Source organism: Alkalihalophilus pseudofirmus (assembly GCF_029094545.1).
In the GTDB taxonomy this organism is placed as follows: domain Bacteria; phylum Bacillota; class Bacilli; order Bacillales; family Bacillaceae_D; genus Alkalihalophilus; species Alkalihalophilus pseudofirmus.
In genome coordinates this window covers 3,630,176-3,651,762 of record NZ_CP117835.1, presented here as the reverse complement: position 1 = coordinate 3,651,762, position 21,587 = coordinate 3,630,176, and the positions used below count along the sequence as shown (strand labels likewise).

General features: G+C 42.9%; 15 protein-coding genes. 12 read left to right on the top strand and 3 right to left on the bottom strand.

The genetic code is table 11. The features are described from left to right. The first annotated feature begins 27 nt into the window (after positions 1–27). Together PQ478_RS19170 and PQ478_RS19165 are read left to right on the top strand one after the other, a co-directional pair. A complete protein-coding gene (locus tag PQ478_RS19170) occupies positions 28–1,938 on the top strand; it encodes an S-layer homology domain-containing protein (protein WP_289235207.1) in 1,911 nt (636 codons plus the stop codon). A gap of 80 nt (positions 1,939–2,018) precedes the next feature. After that, on the top strand, positions 2,019–3,743 hold the full coding sequence (locus PQ478_RS19165) for an N-acetylmuramoyl-L-alanine amidase (RefSeq protein ID WP_289235206.1): 1,725 nt from the start codon (positions 2,019–2,021) through the stop codon (positions 3,741–3,743). A gap of 312 nt (positions 3,744–4,055) precedes the next feature. Here PQ478_RS19165 and PQ478_RS19160 read toward each other — a convergent pair whose 3' ends face one another. Together PQ478_RS19160 and secA2 are read right to left on the bottom strand one after the other, a co-directional pair. After that, positions 4,056–4,964: an accessory Sec system S-layer assembly protein gene (locus tag PQ478_RS19160; protein ID WP_289235205.1), complete on the bottom strand. Its 909-nt coding sequence runs from the start codon at positions 4,962–4,964 to the stop codon at positions 4,056–4,058. A 6-nt stretch (positions 4,965–4,970) separates the two neighbouring features. Further along, complete coding sequence (gene secA2, locus PQ478_RS19155; RefSeq protein ID WP_075682106.1) at positions 4,971–7,337, bottom strand: accessory Sec system translocase SecA2; 2,367 nt, start codon at positions 7,335–7,337, stop codon at positions 4,971–4,973. Between the two features lie 239 nt (positions 7,338–7,576). On the opposite strand from secA2, the gene PQ478_RS19150 reads away from it, so the two are divergent. The 5 genes from PQ478_RS19150 to PQ478_RS19130 all read left to right on the top strand — a co-directional run bounded on the left by PQ478_RS19150 (position 7,577) and on the right by PQ478_RS19130 (position 14,251). Beyond that, positions 7,577–8,314: a WecB/TagA/CpsF family glycosyltransferase gene (locus PQ478_RS19150; RefSeq protein WP_289235204.1), complete on the top strand. Its 738-nt coding sequence runs from the start codon at positions 7,577–7,579 to the stop codon at positions 8,312–8,314. Continuing rightward, on the top strand, positions 8,311–9,873 hold the full coding sequence (locus PQ478_RS19145; RefSeq protein WP_289235203.1) for a putative polysaccharide biosynthesis protein: 1,563 nt from the start codon (positions 8,311–8,313) through the stop codon (positions 9,871–9,873). Before PQ478_RS19150 ends, PQ478_RS19145 begins: the two co-directional genes overlap by 4 nt. 21 nt (positions 9,874–9,894) lie before the next feature. Next, positions 9,895–11,862, top strand: a complete 1,968-nt coding sequence (locus tag PQ478_RS19140; RefSeq protein WP_289235202.1) for a DUF5693 family protein — start codon at positions 9,895–9,897, stop codon at positions 11,860–11,862. Next, a complete protein-coding gene (csaB, locus tag PQ478_RS19135; RefSeq protein WP_289235201.1) occupies positions 11,859–12,917 on the top strand; it encodes a polysaccharide pyruvyl transferase CsaB in 1,059 nt (352 codons plus the stop codon). The genes PQ478_RS19140 and csaB overlap by 4 nt, the downstream gene beginning before the upstream one ends. Before the next feature lie 269 nt (positions 12,918–13,186). Then, the gene (locus PQ478_RS19130) at positions 13,187–14,251 is read left to right on the top strand and encodes a glycosyltransferase family 4 protein (protein WP_075682111.1); all 1,065 of its coding nucleotides are present in this window, start codon (positions 13,187–13,189) and stop codon (positions 14,249–14,251) included. Positions 14,252–14,482: 231 nt separating this feature from the next. On the opposite strand, the gene PQ478_RS19125 is transcribed toward PQ478_RS19130, so the two are convergent. Further along, positions 14,483–15,499, bottom strand: a complete 1,017-nt coding sequence (locus tag PQ478_RS19125; RefSeq protein ID WP_289235200.1) for an LCP family protein — start codon at positions 15,497–15,499, stop codon at positions 14,483–14,485. Positions 15,500–15,881: 382 nt separating this feature from the next. Here PQ478_RS19125 and PQ478_RS19120 point away from each other — a divergent pair, with 382 nt between their 5' ends. The 5 genes from PQ478_RS19120 to nikC all read left to right on the top strand — a co-directional run bounded on the left by PQ478_RS19120 (position 15,882) and on the right by nikC (position 21,555). Then, positions 15,882–16,874, top strand: a complete 993-nt coding sequence (locus PQ478_RS19120) for an ABC transporter ATP-binding protein (RefSeq protein ID WP_022629169.1) — start codon at positions 15,882–15,884, stop codon at positions 16,872–16,874. Next, positions 16,867–17,835: an ABC transporter ATP-binding protein gene (locus PQ478_RS19115; protein WP_289235199.1), complete on the top strand. Its 969-nt coding sequence runs from the start codon at positions 16,867–16,869 to the stop codon at positions 17,833–17,835. The genes PQ478_RS19120 and PQ478_RS19115 overlap by 8 nt, the downstream gene beginning before the upstream one ends. A gap of 53 nt (positions 17,836–17,888) precedes the next feature. Then, positions 17,889–19,556: an ABC transporter substrate-binding protein gene (locus PQ478_RS19110; protein WP_289235198.1), complete on the top strand. Its 1,668-nt coding sequence runs from the start codon at positions 17,889–17,891 to the stop codon at positions 19,554–19,556. A gap of 70 nt (positions 19,557–19,626) precedes the next feature. Further along, positions 19,627–20,628, top strand: a complete 1,002-nt coding sequence (locus PQ478_RS19105) for an ABC transporter permease (RefSeq protein WP_022629166.1) — start codon at positions 19,627–19,629, stop codon at positions 20,626–20,628. Positions 20,629–20,640: 12 nt separating this feature from the next. Continuing rightward, complete coding sequence (gene nikC, locus PQ478_RS19100) at positions 20,641–21,555, top strand: nickel transporter permease (RefSeq protein WP_022629165.1); 915 nt, start codon at positions 20,641–20,643, stop codon at positions 21,553–21,555. Positions 21,556–21,587 lie beyond the last annotated feature (32 nt).

The window sequence follows — 21,587 nt, the reverse complement described above, 5'->3', positions numbered from 1 at the left end:
AGTTTTTAAATGAGGAGGTTGCTAGTTATGAAGAAGGTAATTACGATGCTTGTCATGCTGCTCGTTTTCTCCACAGCAGCATTCGGCTATGCTCCTATGAGTTCTGCCAATAATGATGATATCACGGGGCATGTCCTTGAAGGGGAAATGAGAAAAGCGGTTGAGTTAGGTATTTTAGGTGGGTATGGTCCAGGACGTTACGGGCCTAATGATAAAGTGACTCGTGCACAGTTTGCGACATTCTTAACTCGTGCATTAAAGCTTCCGGCTGCACAATCTACATTTAGTGATGTACCTTCTACCTATCCGCTTGCTGCTGGTATCGGAAGTGCAGCTGGAGCTAATATTGTAGCAGGTTATCCAGGGAACACGTTTAAACCAGAACAAAACATTACACGCGAACAAATGGCGGCCATGATCAGCCGCGCATTGGAGTACAAAGGGATGAAAGTGGCACCTCAAGCCTTAACATTTACAGACAGTGCTCAAATCCATCCAAATTTTGTCGACGCCGTCTCAAAAAACACGTATTTAGGCATTATTGCTGGTATGCCGACAAGTGATCAGCGCTTCCGGTTTGCTCCAAAAGACGATGCAACCCGTGCACAAGCTGCAGCATTTATTGTACGTATGCTTCAAGTCTTAGAAACAGGCGATAGTTTAAATGACTTATATAAAACAGGAACAATTGTCAATGGGCAAGTAAGAATGGATTCACAAGCTTATCTTACGTACCAGCAAGCAGCGAACGCCGGTAAAGACTTAGTTTATCAAGGACAAACTCTTTTGAAGATGAAAAATGGGTTAGTGGTTGCGAATCCGCCTGCACGACAAGAGATTGTTAGAATCATGGATGAAACTAAGTCGAGGCAGCTAACCTATGTTGTTAAAGGGACAGAACTTCAATATATTAATGCAGATGAAAATTGGGTGCACGTCCGCTATGCTGACGGGGAAGGGTATATTCGTCAATCTGAGGCTTGGCTGATTCCAACTGAACTTCAAAAAGGCCGCGCTCAATATACGGTAACGAACGGAGTTCTTCATTACAGAGGATTTGATCATCTAAAAGGAGAATATGAATGGGCACGTCCATATTCAGATGCTCCTGCCTTTATGCAAAATGGACAAGTGTATTACAGTTTAAACGGATATGATTTCTTTAACGCGTCAGGGCAAAAAGTTGGCACTGCATATCAATACTTTAACTTCCTGCCGCTTCGTACGAAGACTAATTATACGGCAGAAGATTTGAACCGCTACATTGCGTCCGTTAACCAAACGGTAAACGGTAAAAATGTAGCGAAAGACAGCCCGCTTCTAAATCTTGGGCACGTCTTTATTGAAGCTCAAGAAAAGTACGGAATCAATGCCCTATACCTATATGGAAAAGCGATTCACGAAAGTCAGTATGGATTAAGTGTGATTGCCGAGCAACGTAAAAATCTATTCGGTTACGGAGCCTATGATAGTGATCCGCTCGGAAATGCGAAGCCATTTAATAGTTTTGAAGAATCCATTCACCATGTCGCAAACTCAATGAACAACCGCTACTTAACTCCAGGCGGGGATCAGTACCGCGGTGCTGTGCTTGGTTTGAAAGGGCATGGTATGAACGTGAATTATGCCTCTGATCCACTTTGGGGTCAGAAAATTGCTAGTCATATGTACCGCGCTGATAACTTTTTAGGCAAGAAAGATTATGGCTACTATACAATTGCGAAAACAACGACAGCTGGCTTAAATGTTCGCTCTGATGCATCAACTAGTTCAGCCGCGCAATTCCAATTTCCGCAAGCGGGCCATTATGTTGCTTACGTACCTGGCAGAAATCAAGCGGGGGCAACTTGGTATCAGATCTTCTCAGATCATAAAGATCACCAGTATGGCTACGTACACGGAAGTTATCTTGAACCAATTAACATTATGAAACGCTAAATCAAAGCACTAAATAAAATAGAGGAGGTAGCATTGCGTTACCTCTCTTTTTTAAAAATATTTAGGGGGTATATATTCCTATGACTAAACGCAGTCTAGTCTTTTTACTTATGTTTATTCTCGTTTCCGTATTCAGCCCTCTTGACGCAGTGGATGCTTCTTCAAAAGAAGGCACTGTTACAGCAACCTCTCTAAATGTAAGGGCCGAGCCTTCTACTCAAGCCACAAGAATTGGTTCCCTCACTCAAGGGCAGACAGTACAAATCCAACGTACAGTGGGAACGTGGTATGAAATTCGTTATGGCAGTCAAAACGGCTATGTTAGTAATCAATACATATCAATCAAATCATCAACGCCCTCTACGCCGCCTTCTAATCAGCAAGTGAAGATTTATGTTAATGGTGAATTGCTCGACCTGCCGATTTCAAATCCTCCAAGAGTGGATAATCATCTTCTCGTCCCATTCCGAGTGATAGGTGATGCGCTTGGAATAGACGTCAAATGGCGCGGGGCGACAAGACAGGTTTGGGGTGAGGATCAGGGAACTGAAATTCTCTTTACAATTGATCAAACTAATACGATAGTAAATAACCGCAATGTTTCGGTTTCTCCTGCACCGCGTATATTTGAACATAGTACTGTTATCCCCCTTCGCTTCTTCTCTGAAACATTTGGAGCTGATGTAAAATGGAATCAGCAAGCTCAAGAAGTGAGAATTACAAGAGAGACACAAAGTGCCGGTTCAACTAGTGCTTATAGTGGAACGGTTGCACGAGCTGATACCTTAAATGTGCGCTCGGGACCTGATACTAGTCATGCTTCCTTAGGGCGTTTAACAAGCGGACAAACAGTAGAGGTTCATAGCTTTGATGACCGTTGGGCTAAAATCACGTTTAATGGAAGAGATGCTTATGTTCATTCCTACTATTTAGATCTGTATCAAAATGGAGTTCAAAAGCGTCTGTTAGGTCAACCTAAGGTTACTAGAGTGAGCGATGTAACAACTTTATCATGGCCGAAAATCGGCGGTGTCGTCAATACATCGCATCAACAAAACGGAACGCTGCGAACGATTACAACCAATGCTGCTGAGATGCCGATCGTAGCATCGTCCGTCAACGGAATGAGCCAAATTTCGGCTGTTAATCAATCAGCCGGAAAAGGAATGTCATTCAGGGTAGCAGATGGCTATCAAGCATCCATCTCTCATACGACAGCTGAACTGATTGTCACAGTTAGTCCTGTTCGTCAAGGTGGTTCATTGTCAGGAAAGAAGATTGTCATTGATCCTGGCCATGGCGGCAGTGACCCCGGTGCAGTAGGAAATGGATTGCAAGAAAAAGAAATAGCTCTAGATGTCGCACAGCGCGCAGAGAAGCTTTTGCTTGCTGCTGGTGCCCACGTGATCATGACGAGGGATACAGATGTGTACCCGACCTTATCTGACCGCGTGAAGGTTGCAAATGATGCGAATGCGGATTTGTTTATTAGTATCCATGCCAATTCCGCTACAGCCACATCGGCAAATGGGACAGAAACGTACTGGGATGCGACCTATGCCTCAGCCGGAAGCGAGAAGCTTGCTCACGCGATTCATGGCCATCTCATTGATAAATTAGGAACACGTGACCGCGGTGTGAAGACAGCTGGGTTCCAAGTGATTAAGCAAGCTAGAATGCCGAGCGTCTTGCTAGAACTTGCGTTTATCTCAAACTCACAAGATGCAGCCAAGCTGAAAACAAATTCATTCCGTCAAGGATCAGCTGAAGCGATTTTAGAAGGTGTTGTAGATTATTATAAGTAAGGATGTGAACCGCCGATGGGAGTCGGCGGTTTTTTGTGCTGGGGAGTGGAGGGAGTGAGGGTCAACCGGCGCAATTACGGCTTGAACCGGCGCATAAGCAGAGACGAGCAACGCAATAACCAATTGAAATGACGCATAAACGCCAGAGTGATGCAATTAGCTGGCGAACGGACACAATAAAGCGAGAGAGCCGCGCAATTAAAGCTGAGACAGGCGCATAAGTAAGCTGAATAGGCGCAATCAACATAGAGGCTACCCCTCAGCCCCCTGGTCCAAAACAAAAACTCCCCGCAGCTGCGGGGAGTTTCTTCATTATTTCTGATTTGGTGGATAGGCTTTCCACTTACTAAGGTCTGGTGTATCTTTTTTGACCATTGATTTAGGGAAAATGAAGGTCCAAGGCTTACTAGTATTAGCGCTCACCTTAAAGTCCTCTAGCTTAAATCCGCCGGTCGCAACAACTTCACCTGATGCATCTTCTACATTTAAAGGAATCTGCTCAAGGTTAATTGTTTTTTCACTGCCGTTACGGATAAGCATAGTAATATGCAAGTCGCCTGTTTCTTGTTTCTTTGCTTGAAGTCCCATGAAATTAACCTCACCTTTTTTAGGAGGCTCTAGGTTTTCAACCATTTCTTCTAGCTTCTGTTTGCTTTCTTTCGCTAAAGATTTTTTCCATGAGTCTGCTAGCTCTAGTGAATGCTTGCGTGCTGATGGATTAAGTTGGAACGCAAGCTTCCAGCCAGAAGCCGGTAGGTCAGTAGTAAATAAATCCTTAGTTGTGAAGATAAAATGCCAAGGGCGGCTGCTTCTTGCAGGGATTTCTCCTACTTCACTTAAATCAAACGCCTTACGTCCTAATACTTGATCCTTTTCATCTAGAAGAACGAGAGTTACTTCTTGCAGCTGAATCGCTTTGTCAAGACTGCTTCTAATAAAAGCAGAAGCACGGAATTGATCTTCTTCCACTTGCATTAAGCTGATGCCGGATAGAGATAATTGATTCGGCTTTAAGTCTTCAAGCTCCATGTTAAGGAATTGAAACGCATATTGATCTTCTTTCGCTAAGTTCCAAGCTGGATGAATCGATAAAGCAGTTGAGATTGATTCATCAGCAGATTCTTCGCTTGTTTCATTTAATAATTCTTCTGTTGAAACAGCACTTTCTTTTCCTTCTAGTTGAGGCTTGTTGTCTTTATTTTTGTTGAAAAATGGTAGCATGCTAGATTAGTCCTCCTTGGTGGTTACACTTAAATAACGAGTAGTCATTTTTGAGTACTGGATGCTTGAATTACGCTGTAAGGTCTTGTACATCATGGTGAAAAGCTCGAATCCTTCACGTGTGTAGATGCGCATCGGATCTTCTTGACCGTAGCTGCGCAGACCAATTCCTTCTTTTAAACGGTTCATTTCTTCAAGATGCTGCGTCCAGTGCGTGTCTAGGTTAGATAGTAATATTCGATCGGTTTGGATACGGATTTTTTCCTGAGCATGCAACGGTTCAACGTCACCCATGAACTGCTCGTATGTCGCAGTAATATAAGCTTGTACTTCTTTTTTCTCTTCAGGATGTTGAGTAAATCCTTTAAACGTAGGCAGGATTAATTGAATGCGCTGCGTTAATTCCTCAAGATTCCATTCTTCAGGAAGAAGTTCGTCTGCACAATAATGATCTACGTAGTCCTTCCAAGTCGTGTCGATCATTTCGCGTACCGTATCAAAATTATTTTCAGACTCCAGCAGCTTATTTCGAAGCTTGTAAATAACTTCACGTTGTTCATTAATAATGTCATCAAGCTTTAACGTATATTCACGGGCAGAGTAGTTATGGTCTTCAGACATCTTCTGAATTTTATCAACTAATTTATTGATGTTTTCATTCTGAACCAATCCGTTGCCGTCTGTTTTAATCTCTTCTTTAAATGCTTCAATCATTTCTCCGCCAAAACGCAGTAAAAGTTCGTCTTCAATGGAGATGAAGAATTGAGACTCACCTGGGTCACCTTGTCGTCCGGAGCGGCCTCTTAATTGGTTATCGATTCGCTTGCTCTCATGACGCTCAGTCCCGATTACATACAGCCCGCCTAGCTCATGGACACCCTCGCCAAGCATAATATCTGTCCCGCGTCCTGCCATGTTTGTTGCAATCGTCACTTGATTTTTTTGACCAGCAAGAGAGATCAACTGGACTTCTTTTTCCACACTCTTCGCGTTAAGAAGTTCATAAGGGATCTTTTTGTCATCAAGGTAGCTCGCCATTGTTTCTGATTGAATAATTGATGTTGTTCCAATTAAGACTGGCTGTCCTGTTTTATGGCGTTCTTCCACTTCAGCTGCAACTGCGTTATATTTATCATCACTTGTCGCAAATACAAGGTCATCGCGGTCTTCACGGATGCGCGGCTTATTGGTTGGAACTTGAATAACATCCATGCCATAAACGATTCTAAATTCTCGTTCTTCCGTTTTAGCTGTACCTGTCATCCCGCAAAGGTTAGGGTACATACGGAAGTAGTTTTGAATCGTGATAGAAGCTTGAGTTTTGTTTTCTTCAGTAATTTCAAGGCCTTCTTTGGCTTCAAGAGCCTGGTGCAGACCATCGCTGAATGTTCTGCCCTCCATAATACGGCCTGTGAACATATCAACGAGCTGAATTTCGCCTTCTTTTACAATGTAGTCTACATCTAGCTTAAACATTACCCGTGCACGTAAGGCTTGGATCATAAAGTGATAAAGCGTGTGGTGCTCAAGGTCGTATAGATTATCGACTCCAAAAGCACGTTCAATCTTCGTAATCCCGTTATCGGTTAAGCTTGCGGCTTTAAGAAGAGGGTCGTACATATAGTCATCATTTTCTTTGAAGCTGCGCGCTACTTTTGCGCAAATATGATAAAGGTTAGGACTTACTTGCGTTTTCGCAGCAATGATAAGCGGAGTCTTTGCTTCATCAATTAAAACCGAATCAATCTCATCAATAATGGCGAAATGATAAGGGCGCTGTACACGCTGGCTTGTTGCATAGACCATATTTCCTCTTAAATAGTCGAAACCGAACTCATTTCCGACACCATATGTAATATCAGCATCATAAGCCAGTTTCTTCTCTTCTGGTGAGATCATTGGAACGTTTAACCCAACATTTAAGCCAAGGAACTCATGAACCGGTCCGATAATTTCACGGTCACGACTTGCAAGGTATTCATTTACAGTGATAACATGAACACCTTTTCCTTCAAGGGCACGTAAGTAACTTGGAAGAGAGGCAACGAGTGTTTTACCTTCTCCTGTCGGCATTTCTGAGATATTTCCTTCACTTAATGCCAGGCCGCCGATTAATTGAGAATCATAATGGCGCAGCCCAAGGACACGTTTTGAGGCTTCACGGACCACCGCGAAAGCTTCTGCTTTTAATTCATTAATCGATGAACCGTTTTGTATTTGTTCCTTAAATAGGGAAGTTTTTTGACGTAATTCTTCATCTGACAGCTTTTCCATATGTGGCTCGAGTTCATTGATCTTCGCTACCACTTTTTCATATGACTTTATTTTTCGCTGCTGAGAGTCACCAATCAGCTTTTTAATTGAGCGTAACATAACGTTCTCTCCTTAATTTGTCATCATTTCCTAGTATAACATGATGCGCCGAATGTTTAATAGAGTAGAAGATAATAGAAGTATGTAGAAATATAAGGAAATTAATTTGGGGGATTTGGTGAAATCATGAATGATTTGAAAAGGTAATTCCATCCTTTGTCGTTTTTTGATATGATTTGCTAGGAGTATTATGTAGAAACATCTATGTTCCATAAAAATACAGAAGTTGGTGATTGATTTTGTCAGAACGATTTGTTGAAGTTCTTGGCGTTCCTTTTATTAACACGACTAAAGATCAATTTGTGGCTCGCCTCGGTGAGCATCTTAATAAGGAAGATAAAACATTTGTCGTAACAGCTAATCCTGAAATTGTGCTTCATGCATATGAAGATAAGACGTACAGGGAGTATCTTGATCGTGCGACCTATATTACAGCAGACGGAATCGGTGTCGTGAAAGCAGCAGGCATGCTAGGTCATCCGCTGCCAGAACGTGTGACGGGCTTTGATACTTTTATGGACCTGCTCGAACTTGCAAATGAGAAATCGTATTCTATCTATTTATTAGGGGCAAAAGATGAAGTCCTGCAAAAGACGATTGCGGAAATTAATCGTCAGTTCCCAAATGTAGTTATTGCGGGTTCTCATCACGGATTCTTTGATTGGTCAGAGACGAAGATTGAAGATGAGATTAAAGAAAAGAAACCGGATATGGTCTTTCTTGCATTAGGATTCCCGCGTCAGGAAAAATGGGTTGCAGAGCGGATTGACCAATTTGATAAGGGACTTTTCATGGGAATTGGCGGAAGCTTTGATGTGCTGGCAGGTGAGGTACAGCGAGCTCCTGAGTTTTGGCAGAAAGTTCACCTTGAATGGTTTTACCGCTTAGTGAAACAGCCTTCAAGGTGGAGACGAATGCTTGCGCTGCCTATCTTTGCAGGCAAAGTGCTGCGTGAGAAGAGAAGGGCGAAAAAATGAGTAAATCCAGCTTGTTAAAAGGGGCGATTCTGCTTACGGTTGCAACCTTTTTATCGAAACTATTAGGAAGCGTGTTTCGGATTCCTCTGCAAAACATTGCAGGGGATGAAGTGCTTGGTATTTTCAGTGTTGTCTACCCTGTGTATATGTCGATTTTAATTATCACAGTAGCTGGGATTCCGCTTGCGATCTCGAAGCTGATTTCTGAAGCGAGAGCGAAGGGCCGGGATGACGATGTGTATTTCATCTACCGGACGGCGACCATTCTAGGAATGGTATTCGGCGTGATCAGTTTCATCTTAATGTTTGTGCTGGCCGAATGGATCGCAGGCTTCCTAGGCGGGTCGTTGATGACGTATTCAATCCTAGCTGTATCAGTGACGCTCATCTTTGCACCTTATATGGCTGTCTACCGCGGTTTTTTCCAAGGGTATGAGGATATGGTGCCTACTGCTGTTTCTCAAGTATTAGAGCAGTTTGTACGAGTCTTGGTCATTATAGTGGCAGCTTATTACTTAACAATTCAAGCATTTGCACCTGAGGTTGTGTCTGCAGGTGTCATGATTGGATCCGTTGTCGGGGTCCTTGCCTCACTTGTTTATTTAAAAGTGATTTTTGCGCGACGCAAGCCGCTTAAAACGGCGAGCAAGATGAACAAGGAAACATTCTCACATTGGGCTAAACGAATATTGATCGTGGCCTTGCCGATTTGTTTCGGTGCGTTAACGATGGCGTTATTAAATGTCGTTGATTCACTAACAATTCCTAGGCAGTTAAGTGCTCTAGGAAATACTGAATCAGAAGTAGCCCACATTTACGGAACCACTTTTGGACGCGGACAAGCCTTGGTGCAGATGGCTGTCGTCTTTGCGAGTGCCCTGATTTTACCATTGATTCCTGCGATTACAAAAGCGCTTGCGACAAATGATAAAGATAGAGCTTCTATGATTGTTGATCGAGGAAATACGATTACTCATTTAACAGCCTGGCCTGCAGCGATGGGGCTTGCCGCGCTGACTGTCCCGATTAACTATGCGTTATTTGGAGACGTGCTCGGCAGTGATGTTATTTTCATTTTATCCGTAAGTGCATTATTCACTTCATTCTCTGTCTTAACAACGGGGATGCTTCAAGGGGCTAACCGCGAATTTGCCGCTGCAATTATTGTACTTGTGTGTTCTGCTGCTAAATTTGTTCTAAATATTATTTTAGTTGCTCAGTACGGAATGATCGGGGCTGCAATATCAACATTAATCGTGTATGTAGCGATCACTGTGTTAAATGTGTATATCTTATATCGTACTTTGCCATTCCCCGTTGTACGCCGGTCGCATGCGTTATATGCCTTAGCGAGTGTCGTCATGGGGGCAGTGCTGTTATTTGCAGTGGATTATTTACAGGTGGAGCTATGGACTCGTTTGAATGCGATGTTGTTTGTGGCAGCCGGGGTAGTTATAGGTGCCATCATATATGTTGTTATTTTAATTGGAACGAAAGCAATTGACGATGATATCGCATCATCGCTCCCGCTTCTTTCTAAACTGAATAGACGTAAATAAGGAAAAGGAAGGGTGTTACCGTTGGTTAAGAAAATAGCGTGGGCGCTGATTGTGATTGCGCTGCTCGTATCAATTCCGTCAATTGTTGATCGAGTCAGTGTAGAACAAGATAATTTGGAGTACGAAATCACCATGGCCTATGATCAATACGAGCAATGGCCGGTTATGTTAAATGAAATGATGTCTGATAGGGAGATACTTGCACAGTTGAAAGACAGCGGAGTTTCCTCTATGAGCTTTGAGCCGCTGACGATCTGGGACTTAGTAAATGAAGGGCTGTTTGAGAGAATGAGCAAGCCTGAAATTGTTCATCAACATCCTGAAGCCAGAGATGAGCTCCCTGAACATAATGGACAGTATATTAGGATTTTAGATGATGAAAGTCCTTATATTGAATTAATTAAGGATGTTTACAACAATCATTATCAGCTCATGTTTGAAGATGAAATTTTTATTACTCAGTACCAAGTTGAAGAGTTTGAGTACGGTGAGGATCGTATTTTATTTCTTCCTTATGAAGTAAGTTTGGCCTCTATGCCAATCAGCTTTGATTTTGAGGCAATTGAAACTGTTCATAATGCGGGTCTGGATATTATTCCTCGTCTTCCAAATCGATTTAGAACGATACAGCATGAAAATCATTATTTATACGAACAATTAGAACGTTTAGCCGTAGAATATGGTTCAAATAAAATGTTATTCTCGGGCGAAGATGTGGTAGGGGCGGGCGAGCCTGCTCAATTAAAAACATTTACTGAATTTTTAAATGACTTAAACTTCGATATCGTAACCATTGACTTTGTGAATCAGCGCGGAATGAACTCGCTGCTTCGCATAGCTGACAAAGAAAATGATGTTATTCGTTTATTTAGTATGACCCTTGGTAAAGGAAATGAACCCGACTATCAAGTTGAATTAGAAAAAGGGGTCAGAGGGTACAAAGAACGTAATATTCGTATGTTGTTTGTCAATCCGCTAGCAAGACTTTCAACAGGTGCTGTGCAAACTTATGATCACCCTGGACAAGCGCAGGAAGGATTTGACTATACATTAGAGATGGTTGAAGGATTTACTAAGCAATTAGGGGAAGAACGAAACGCAGGAGCAAGCACATACGCTCCTCTTTCACAATCCGCAATTGTGACTTTATTCGTTACCCTTGGTGCGGTCGCTCTTATCACATTAACAGCTTATCAGGTATGGCCGATTCTAGCGTGGCCAGCAGCACTAGGCGGACTCGCTCTTATGGCAGCAGGCGTCGTGCTGAACATGGATATTGCTTTGAAGGCATTAGCGCTTCTTACAGCAATTGCGGCTGCAGCTTATGCAGGTCTTCATTTTAAGACGATTAAAAATTGGAAGCATCTGTTGGCAACTTATGCGATCTCAGCAGGTATTGCATTAATAGGTGCATGGCTTGTTGTCGGAATGTTATACGGTACAGAATTCCTCGTTAAAGTGGATGAATTTAGAGGGGTTAAGGTATTATCAGCAGCTCCTGCGGCAATTGTTGGACTCTTGCTTTTCTACACCTTTATAAGAAAGACGCTTAATGAGCCCGTACGTTACTGGCACTTGATGGTAATTGGGATTGTAGGAGCCATTTTAGCTTTCTATGTTACACGTACAGGGAACGCTGCAACAGCTCTTCCATATGAGCTTGAATTCAGACAGTGGCTGGAGAACTTACTTTACGTCAGACCGAGAACAACCGAATTCTTAATCGGATTCCCGCTGTTTATTCTAGGCTTGTACATGATGATGGTGAAAAATAAGCTTGCGCCGATCTTTATAACAATTGGAATGCTTGGTTTCGCTTCAATTGTAGGGACCTTCACGCACCTGCACACACCTCTGTTAGTATCTGGCCTGCGCAGTTTGTACGGCTTGTTATTTGGACTTGGATTTGGTCTCTTATATATTGTGATTTTCCGAGTTATCACAGATTATGTGTACCCTCAGGTTGAAAAGAGGTGGATGAATAGATGAGACTAGTGTTATCTGGTTATTATGGCTTTGATAATGTGGGGGATGAGGCAATTCTGTTCTCCATTATCTCAGCGCTTCGTGAACAACAGCCTGACATCAAACTAACCGTGCTGTCTAACCAGCCTGAGAAAACCGCAGAAACGTACCAGGTGGATGCGGTGGACCGCTGGAAGCTTAAAGACGTTTCTGCAGCCATAAAACGCGCAGACGGAGTGATCAGCGGGGGAGGGAGCCTCCTTCAAGATAAGACAGGGAATCGAAGCGTGGTTTACTACTCAGGAATTATGTGGCTTGCGAAGCTGCACAAAAAGCCATTTTTCGTGTATGCGCAAGGAATTGGGCCCGTTTCAAAAGGGTTTAATCAAAAGATTGTTAAAAGCACTGTGTCAAAGAGCTCGCTCCTCACTGTCCGAGATCACGAGTCAGAAGAGCTGCTTAAGCAGTTTGGTGTCACAAAAGAAATTAAGCTTGTGCCAGATCCGGTACTTGGCATCACGCGTCCGAATGGCAGTCGGCAAGCGGAAGGTGAGATCAAGCGGATCGCTGTGTCGGTGCGTGATTGGCCAAGTGACTACTCGTTTAAAGAAGAGATCGCAAAAGCCCTTGATCAAGCGGCAGACCGCGGTTATATGATCCGTTTCATCCCGATGCATGGTGAACATGATCACAACGCATCAAAGGATGTGGCAGATCTGATGAGGCATGAGGCAGAGATTATGCCGCATGACGGGGAGATCCAAGAGAAAATACAATGGATTGAGGATTGTGATCTTCTAGTTGGAATGAGGCTTCATGCATTAATCTTTGCTGCAGTGGTAGATACGCCGTTTGTTGCGTTGTCATATGATCCTAAAATTGATTCATTTGCCTCGCTTTGCAAGCAGCCTGTAGCGGCCCATGTCAATGAAAAATGGGAAGCAATTGAGCTTGTTGAAGCAATGAATAAGCAGCTCGAAGATTTAAGTTCAGCCTTAGAAAAAATGAAGCAATACACAGATCATGCAAAAGAAGAAGCGCGTCATACGGCTAAATTAGTGGTTGATTTCATTAGATAAAGGGTATATAAAGGACCAAGACGATTTGATGTCTTGGTCTTTTTAATTAGAACTTAAAAAATACCAACGTTTCATCTCATTTGTTTGTGAAATTATGTAACGAAAACTGTTTTGTTTCAAAAGCGCTTCTCTTGATTAGGACAATGTGCTATAATCCGTTAGGTAGTAGATTAGGAGTATTATAGATTTTGTCAAAACAGAATATATAAGGCAGAAGCATGAAATAAAAACAAGATATTTGGAGAACGTATAAACAAGGAGGTTCAACCATGATCGCTTGGACATTATTGATATGTTTTATCGTCGCGGTTTTAATTACACCGGTCGTAAAACAATTTGCGATTAAGATTGGCGCTACAGATCAACCGAATCATCGTAAAGTCCATCAGAAAGTGATGGCCAGGTTAGGTGGTTTGGCAATATATATTGGATTTCTTATTGGTTTTGTCATCTTACAGCCGGCTAGTCCGTACATGATACCGATTCTAATCGGAAGTTTTATTATCATTTTAACCGGATTTTTAGATGATATGATTGAGCTGTCCGCTAAATGGAAATTGTTTGGCCAGTTGTTAGCAGCAGGTGTCGTTATATTTTACGGAGTTCGCTTAGATTTTATTAACTTGCCTTTCGGCGGGGAATTGCACTTAGGATGGTTAGCGATTCCAATTACGCTTTTATGGATTATCGGGATCACGAATGCGATTAACTTAATTGATGGCTTAGACGGTCTGGCTGCTGGTGTTTCATCAATTGTTTTAATTACCATTTCAGGTCTTGCGATCTTAGACGGCAATATGTTTGTCGCATCTCTTGGTGTGATTCTTTTAGGAAGTACGCTCGGATTTTTAGTTCATAACTTTAATCCGGCAAAAATCTTTATGGGTGATACAGGGGCCTTATTCTTAGGATATATGATTGCTGTTATTTCATTATTAGGATTTAAAAATGTTACGGCATTCTCGCTGGTGATTCCTGTTATTATCTTAGCTGTTCCCATTTCAGATACACTGTTTGCGATCGTGCGTCGTGTGGTACAGAAGAAACCATTATCAGCACCAGATAAATCACATTTACACCACTGTTTGCTTCGTATCGGTTTATCTCATAAACAAACCGTACTAGTTATTTATGCTATGACAGCATTCTTTGGTTTAGCAGCCGTTGTTCTTACAATGTCAACGCTATGGATCTCATTACTAGTTATTACGATCAGCTTGGTTGTTATTGAGCTGATTGCAGAGCGTGTCGGCTTAGTAAGTGATGAGTACCGTCCAGTTATGAATTTAGTTCGTCGCATTCAGAACAAAAATAGTGCAAGACGAATTTCATAATGAACGTTACAGTCTGAGTGATCGAGATGATTACTCAGGCTTTTTTTTGCGCCAAATAGTGTGAAGTTCCATTTATTTGAAGCGTTTGCTAAAATAAAAGCTGTTTTCGCTGGATTAAGCTGGGGCTTGCTAAAATCAACGACGAATATGCTATAATTCCCTAATAATTTGCTAGAATCCACATCAAAAAAGGTTCATCTCACCATATTGGTGGATGAACCTTCGCTTGTATTATTCGGTTTCTTCTTCCGTAGAGTCAAATTCGTCATAATCACGCTCTTCTGGTTCAACTAAACCTAAGTGAACGCGAAAGGTTGCTGATAACTCATCAATAGAATCTTGTCTCGGTTCAAAGTAGTACCCGCCATTAATTCGGCGGTCGTCTCCTTCAATGTGGATCGAATCCATATTGTTCAGCTCACTTGCATAAGAGTGAAGAGCGACTATGTTTCCAAAGCTTAAGTTTGTTGAGATATGATCTTCAATGCTTTGCAATACTTCATTGTAGCTTGAGATGGAAGAAAAAGATGCACCCTTACGAATAACTGCTTTAATGACTTCTTGCTGGCGTTCGCCGCGGCCGAAGTCTCCGCGTGGATCACTTTTTCTCATACGCGAGAAAGCAAGAGCTTCTTCACCGTTTAACAATTGTGTGCCTTCTTCTAATGTAATGGCACCGTGCGTATCATTGCTGTCCATTTCTGTAAACGTGAATGGAACCTCAACTTCAACGCCGCCTAATGCATCAACAATTTCAACAAAGGCAACAAAATTTAATGTTACATAATAATCAACCGGGATATCAAATAAATGCTCAACTGTATCGATTGTTGTATCAAGTCCGCCGTACGCGTGTGCGTGATTAATTTTATCACGGTTTTTACGGCCGGGTATGTCCACAAGTGAATCACGAGGAATATTTAATAATTTGATGGATCCTAGTTCTTTATTGAAGGTAGCAAGCAGCATTGCATCTGTGCGTCCCTCTAAATTTCCTTCACGGTCATCTAATCCTAAAAATAAAATCGATATATTATCTTTACTTGGATTTACAGGTTCAGTTCGAAGCTCTGATTTCTCCCCTCGTTCTAGCTCTACTTCAGATGATGTCGTTGCATTTGCTAATTGAAAAGCAAAATAGGTAACGGCTGCTCCAGCTAGTAAGAAGGAGAAAAGACCTATAAATACAAAGATCTTTAATGTTCTTTTTACACGACTTTTACGTCGTCTCACTCTCGATTGCGCCATGGCAATACCTCACTTTAAATAATTTGTCCATATCTATCATATCATAGCGAATAATCGCTAGGGCGTAAAGAAAAATTTGTACGAAAGTATTCATATTAAATGAATAAATTATGGCAGTGAGTTTATTTGTATGCGTGTGAAACACATATCATATAGGTATTTTGTCGTAAATGAGCGAACGAAATTAGCCTAATTTAGAAAAAAAGTACTTGATTATGTTCAGAATATTATATATTTTAGAATATATCAGCAAAATTCTGAAAATTAACAAATCTATTATTCTTGTATGTGTTTTTGGTGTGTACATAATGTTATCGATAAATATCTTTCTACGATAAAGTCAAATGACATTTCTATACGGACGTGTGAAGGAGGCATTTAAATGTCTGAAGTTGTTCTTGAGCTTAAAAATGTGCGGACGCATTTTTTTACAGACAATGGTGAAATTCCGGCTGTAGATGATGTGAGCATGAAAATACATAAAGGGGAAGTCGTCGGCATTGTGGGAGAGTCCGGCTGCGGGAAAAGTGTAACGTCCTTATCTGTGATGAATCTTGTGCCGAACCCCCCTGGTAAAATTGTTGGCGGTGAAATTTTGTTTAAAGAAGAGAATCTCGCAGCCGTTTCAAAACGTCGGATGAAAAAAATTCGCGGCAATGAGATCGCGATGATTTTCCAAGAACCGATGACATCATTAAATCCTCTCTTTACAATCGGCAATCAATTGATGGAGGCGATCCGCAACCATCAAAAGCTGTCTAAAAAAGAAGCGAAAGCAAAAGCAGTCGATATGCTGAAGATTGTCGGGATTCCGCGTGCCGATGAAATTGTCGATGAGTATCCGCATCAATTATCCGGCGGAATGCGTCAGCGTGTCATGATTGCGATGGCGATGAGCTGTGATCCGGAGGTGCTGATTGCGGATGAACCGACAACAGCCCTCGATGTAACGATCCAAGCGCAAATTCTTGATTTAATGAGGAAGTTAAATAAGGAGCAAGGGACAGCAATTATGATGATAACCCATGACCTGGGTGTCGTTGCCGAAATCTGTGACCGAGTGATTGTGATGTATGCAGGAAAAGTGGTGGAGGAAGGGACGGTTCGTGCAATTCTAAAAGAGCCGAAGCATCCTTATACAAAAGGATTGATTAAATCCCTGCCGAAGATTCATGAGAAAGAGCAGCGGTTGTATTCGATTCCGGGGAGTGTGCCAAAGCCTGGGAGCATCAGGCAAGGCTGTCGTTTTGCTGCTCGTTGTGAATCAGCGTTTGGCCGCTGCATCTCAGAAGATCCTGAGCTCTTAACGGATTCTGCCGGGCATCAGGTGCGCTGCTTCCTTTATGACACAGAAGGGAGCGAGAACGTTGGCTAAACCACTTTTAGAAGTAAACGGATTGAAAAAATATTTTGATGTGCACGGAGGCTTCCTTAGCAAAAAGGTAGGCGAGGTCAAAGCAGTTGATGATGTCAGCTTCACTGTCTATGAAGGCGAGATTTTAGGGATTGTCGGGGAGTCTGGCTGCGGGAAGTCAACGACAGGTAAATCGATTTTACGGTTGATTGAGCCGACGGAAGGTGAAGTGAAATTTGAAGGACGAGATGTCACAAAGCTCTCGGATGAAGAGATGAGAAAGCTCAGACGAGACATGCAGATTATTTTCCAAGACCCGTACGCATCGCTTAATCCACGTCATAACATTGAGCGGATTATCAGTGAGCCGCTTCTTGTGCATGGGATTGGGACAAAGGAAGAGCGGCGTAAAAAAGTAGCCGAGCTTCTTGAGGTTGTCGGACTCAGTTCCTATCACGCGAACCGCTATCCGCATCAATTCAGCGGAGGGCAGCGGCAACGGATCGGAATTGCAAGAGCGCTGGCGGTGAACCCGAAGCTTGTCATATGTGATGAGCCGGTATCAGCGCTGGATGTTTCAGTGCAGTCGCAGATTCTTAATTTGATGGAAGATTTGAAGGATGAGTTTAAGTTAACGTATGTGTTTATTGCTCATGACCTTAGTGTCGTTAAGCATATAAGTGACCGCGTCGGGGTGATGTACCTTGGCCGGATGGTTGAGCTGGCAGGGAAGAATGCGCTTTATGAGGAGCCGAAGCATCCTTATACAAAAGCACTGCTCTCAGCCGTACCTGTGCCGGACCCTGATGCGAAGGCGGACCGGATGATTTTAGAGGGCGATGTACCAAGCCCGTCTAATCCGCCGAGTGGCTGCACGTTTCACACGCGGTGTCCGGAATGCATGGACATTTGCAAAACCGAACGCCCTGCACTGCAGGATGTAGGAGATGATCATTTTGTAGCCTGCCACCTTTATAATTAGCAGTGCTGCATGAATGATAGAGAAAACAAAGAAGAGACAGGGGGAAATGATGCATGAAACATCGATTGTCGTTTTTGATGGTGCTCTTGCTTGCGTTCGTATTATTCCTTGCTGCATGCAGCAGTGATGATACGTCGGCGCCAGAGTCTACTGATGGTGAGGCAGAAGAGGAAGTAGAGGGAACAGAGCCAGCTGAACCTGCTGGAGATCAAACATTAGTATTTGCCCGTGGTGGAGATTCTGTCAGCTTAGATTATGCAAGTGTAACAGATGGTGAATCGTCTCGTGTTACAAAGAACATTTACGAGACATTGATCGAGTTTGACCGCGATTCATTTGAAATCGGACCTGGTCTTGCTCATGACTGGGAAGTAGATGATTCTGGTCTGCGTTTTGTGTTCCACCTTGAAGAAGGCGTGACATTCCACGATGGAACAGACTTTAATGCAGAAGCTGTAAAACTAAACTTTGAGCGCTGGGCTGACCCAGAGCATGAGTATGCATTCCTTGATGAAGGCTACACATACAGCGTGTATGGCACGCAGTTTGGCGGCTATAAAGGTGACGAAGGCCACGTGATTGAAGAAATCAACGTGCTTGGTGATTATGAAATTGAGTTTGTATTAAACCAACCGTTAGGATCATTCCTGCAAAACATGGGGATGAGCTACTTTGCGATTACATCTCCTCAAGCATTTGAAGAGCATGGAAGTGCAATCAATGAAAATCCTGTAGGAACAGGACCATTTAAATTTGTCAGCTGGTCTCGTGATGATTCAATTATTTTAGAGAAAAACGAAGACTATTGGAAAGAAGGACTGCCGAAGCTTGACCGCGTTATTTTCCAGGTGATTCCTGATAACTCGGCTCGTCTGACAGCGTTACGTTCTGGTCAAATTGATATTATGGATGGTCTAAACCCTGATGATGTCGCTCAAATTGAAGGCGATGACAGCCTGCAAGTGTTCGAACGTGCAACAAATAATATCGGATACTTAGGTTTCCATGTAGAAAAAGAACCGTTTAATGATCCTGTTGTTCGTCGTGCCTTTAACCATGCGATTGATAAAGATGGCTTAATTGCAATTCTTTACGGCGGTCTAGCAGAAACAGCGAAAAATACAATACCGCCAGGATACCTTGGCTACAATGATGGAATTGATGAGTACAGCTATGATCCTGAGCTTGCAAAAGAACTTTTAGCTGAAGCTGGAATTGAAGATGGCTTTACATTTGATCTATGGACAATGCCTGTTGCTCGTCCATACATGCCAGATCCGCAGCGTGCAGCAGAAGCGATCCAAGCAAACTTAGCTGATGTCGGCATTACGGCAAACATCGTTACAAAAGAGTGGGCAACGTATCTTGAAGAAACAGAGCAAGGTAAACATGACGTGTTCATGCTTGGCTGGTCTGGTGTAAACGGTGACCCGGATTACTTCTTCTCAAACCTATTACACGGTGATGCGATCCCTGGTGGTAACCGTTCATTCTACAGCAATGAAGAAGTGAATGACCTGCTTGTTCAAGCAAAAACAGAAGTGGACTTTGATGTGCGTGCTGAGCTTTACGAGCAAGTACAAGAGCTGATTCATGAAGATGCTCCAATGGTTCCGCTTGTTCACTCGATCCCGACACTAGCGGGAAGCTCGAACGTGAAGAACTATGTACCACACCCATCTACAAGTGAAACATTAGATGAAGTTGAACTAGAGAACTAAGCACAAGAGGGGAGTAGAGACGTCTCTACTCCCCCTTTTTTTTAGGATTAAATAGTAGCGAGGTGACATCATGCTGGCTTATGCGATGCGACGTTTATTATTGTTGATTCCTGTTTTAATCGGGATGACAATCGTGACGTTTTCAATCATTCACTTAATACCTGGAAACCCCGCACAAACGATTCTTGGTGAACAAGCCTCTCCTCAAGCGATTGCTGACCTTGAAGAGCGTCTTGGATTAAATGAGCCGTACTGGGTGCAATACGGGTTATACATGAAAGACTTGGCAACAGGTGATTTAGGAACATCTCTTAGAACAAATAAACCGATCATAGAAGAAATTTGGCCATATTTAGCAGCCACTATTGAGTTGACGATTTTTGCAATGATTTTTGCCATTATTATTGGTGTCAACGCTGGTATTGTCAGTGCGTGGAAGCAAAATTCTTGGTTTGACTATTTGAGTATGTTCATTGCGCTCGTCGGGGTATCGATGCCAATCTTTTGGCTCGCGTTGATGGAGCAGTGGATCTTTGCTCAAGAGCTTGGGTGGCTCCCGGCTTTCGGACGAGATAATCCGCGTGATCCGATTATTTCAACGACCGGACTCTACGTATTCGATACGATCATTAGCGGGCAATTTGATAAGACATGGGAGTCGATCAAACATTTAATTCTTCCGGGAATTGCACTTGGCACGATTCCGATGGCAATTATTGCAAGAATGACCCGTTCGAGTATGCTTGAAGTGCTTCGCTCGGATTATATTCGAACAGTCAATGCAAAAGGTTCAGGACAAGGTGTAGTTATTTACAAGCATGCATTGAAAAATGCATTAATTCCTGTACTGACGGTCGTTGGTCTGCAAACAGGTAACCTGTTAGGTGGAGCGATCTTAACAGAGACCATTTTCAGCTGGCCGGGAATCGGGCGTTATATTTTTGAGGCAATCAATTACCGTGACTATCCGGTCATTCAATCTGGAATTCTCGTTGTTGCGACCATATTCGTTTTAATTAATTTATTTGTCGATCTGCTGTATTCCTACATTGATCCACGGATTAAATATTAAGGAGGGACTCGGATGAAAACAGAACATGCTAAGCCATTGATGACACCAGAGCCTAATTCGCCCCCTCCAGAGGATCAATATACAGTGGTTTCTCCTTGGAGGGAAGCATTTAAGCAATTGAAGAAAAATAAGCTTGCGATTGTCGGGTTGATCATTATTACAAGCTTTATATTAATCGCTATTTTTGCTCCGCTTTTGACGAGCAGTTCCTATTCAGAAACAAATCCAGCTAACCGTCTGCAAGGGCCATCTATGGAGCATTGGTTTGGAACGGATGACTTCGGACGGGATATTTTTACAAGGATTGTGTACGGTGCAAGGCTTTCACTCCAAGTTGGTTTCTTTGCAGTAACAGGGGCTCTGATTTTCGGGACGACGCTTGGCTTAATCGCTGGCTACTACGGCCGCTGGATTGACATGCTGATCTCGCGTATTTTCGATATTATGCTCGCTTTCCCAAGCATTCTATTAGCGATTGCCATTGTTGCGATCTTAGGGCCGTCACTTCAAAATGCGTTAATTGCGATTGCGATTGTCAACGTGCCTATTTTTGGACGGCTAGTCCGGTCAAAGGTCATCAGTTTGCGGGAAGAAGAGTTTATTATGGCAGCCAAGGCGCAGGGGATGAAAAATGGCCGGATCATCTTCCATCACATCCTGCCAAACAGTCTCGCACCGATTATCGTTCAAGCAACGCTTGGCTTCGGTACAGCGATTCTCGAAGCAGCAGCACTTGGATTCCTCGGCTTAGGAGCTCAAGCACCCATGCCAGAATGGGGCAAGATGCTATCAGATTCAAGACAATTCATCCAGTCCGCCCCATGGACAGTGCTGTTCCCAGGGTTCTCGATAATGCTTGTTGTATTAGGATTTAATATGATCGGAGACGGACTGCGTGATGCGCTCGATCCGAAAATGAAAAGCTAGATTAGATAGTATAGCTCCTTTAGGCGATGAGG

Excerpts from the sequence above, each read along its gene's own strand:
- PQ478_RS19170 (WP_289235207.1), top strand. The coding sequence starts at position 28 with ATGAAGAAGGTAATTACGATGCTTGTCATGCTGCTCGTTTTCTCCACA.
- PQ478_RS19165 (WP_289235206.1), top strand. The coding sequence starts at position 2,019 with ATGACTAAACGCAGTCTAGTCTTTTTACTTATGTTTATTCTCGTTTCC.
- PQ478_RS19160 (WP_289235205.1), bottom strand. The coding sequence starts at position 4,964 with ATGCTACCATTTTTCAACAAAAATAAAGACAACAAGCCTCAACTAGAA.
- secA2 (WP_075682106.1), bottom strand. The coding sequence starts at position 7,337 with ATGTTACGCTCAATTAAAAAGCTGATTGGTGACTCTCAGCAGCGAAAA.
- PQ478_RS19145 (WP_289235203.1), top strand. The coding sequence starts at position 8,311 with ATGAGTAAATCCAGCTTGTTAAAAGGGGCGATTCTGCTTACGGTTGCA.
- csaB (WP_289235201.1), top strand. The coding sequence starts at position 11,859 with ATGAGACTAGTGTTATCTGGTTATTATGGCTTTGATAATGTGGGGGAT.
- PQ478_RS19130 (WP_075682111.1), top strand. The coding sequence starts at position 13,187 with ATGATCGCTTGGACATTATTGATATGTTTTATCGTCGCGGTTTTAATT.
- PQ478_RS19125 (WP_289235200.1), bottom strand. The coding sequence starts at position 15,499 with ATGGCGCAATCGAGAGTGAGACGACGTAAAAGTCGTGTAAAAAGAACA.
- PQ478_RS19120 (WP_022629169.1), top strand. The coding sequence starts at position 15,882 with ATGTCTGAAGTTGTTCTTGAGCTTAAAAATGTGCGGACGCATTTTTTT.
- PQ478_RS19110 (WP_289235198.1), top strand. The coding sequence starts at position 17,889 with ATGAAACATCGATTGTCGTTTTTGATGGTGCTCTTGCTTGCGTTCGTA.
- PQ478_RS19105 (WP_022629166.1), top strand. The coding sequence starts at position 19,627 with ATGCTGGCTTATGCGATGCGACGTTTATTATTGTTGATTCCTGTTTTA.
- nikC (WP_022629165.1), top strand. The coding sequence starts at position 20,641 with ATGAAAACAGAACATGCTAAGCCATTGATGACACCAGAGCCTAATTCG.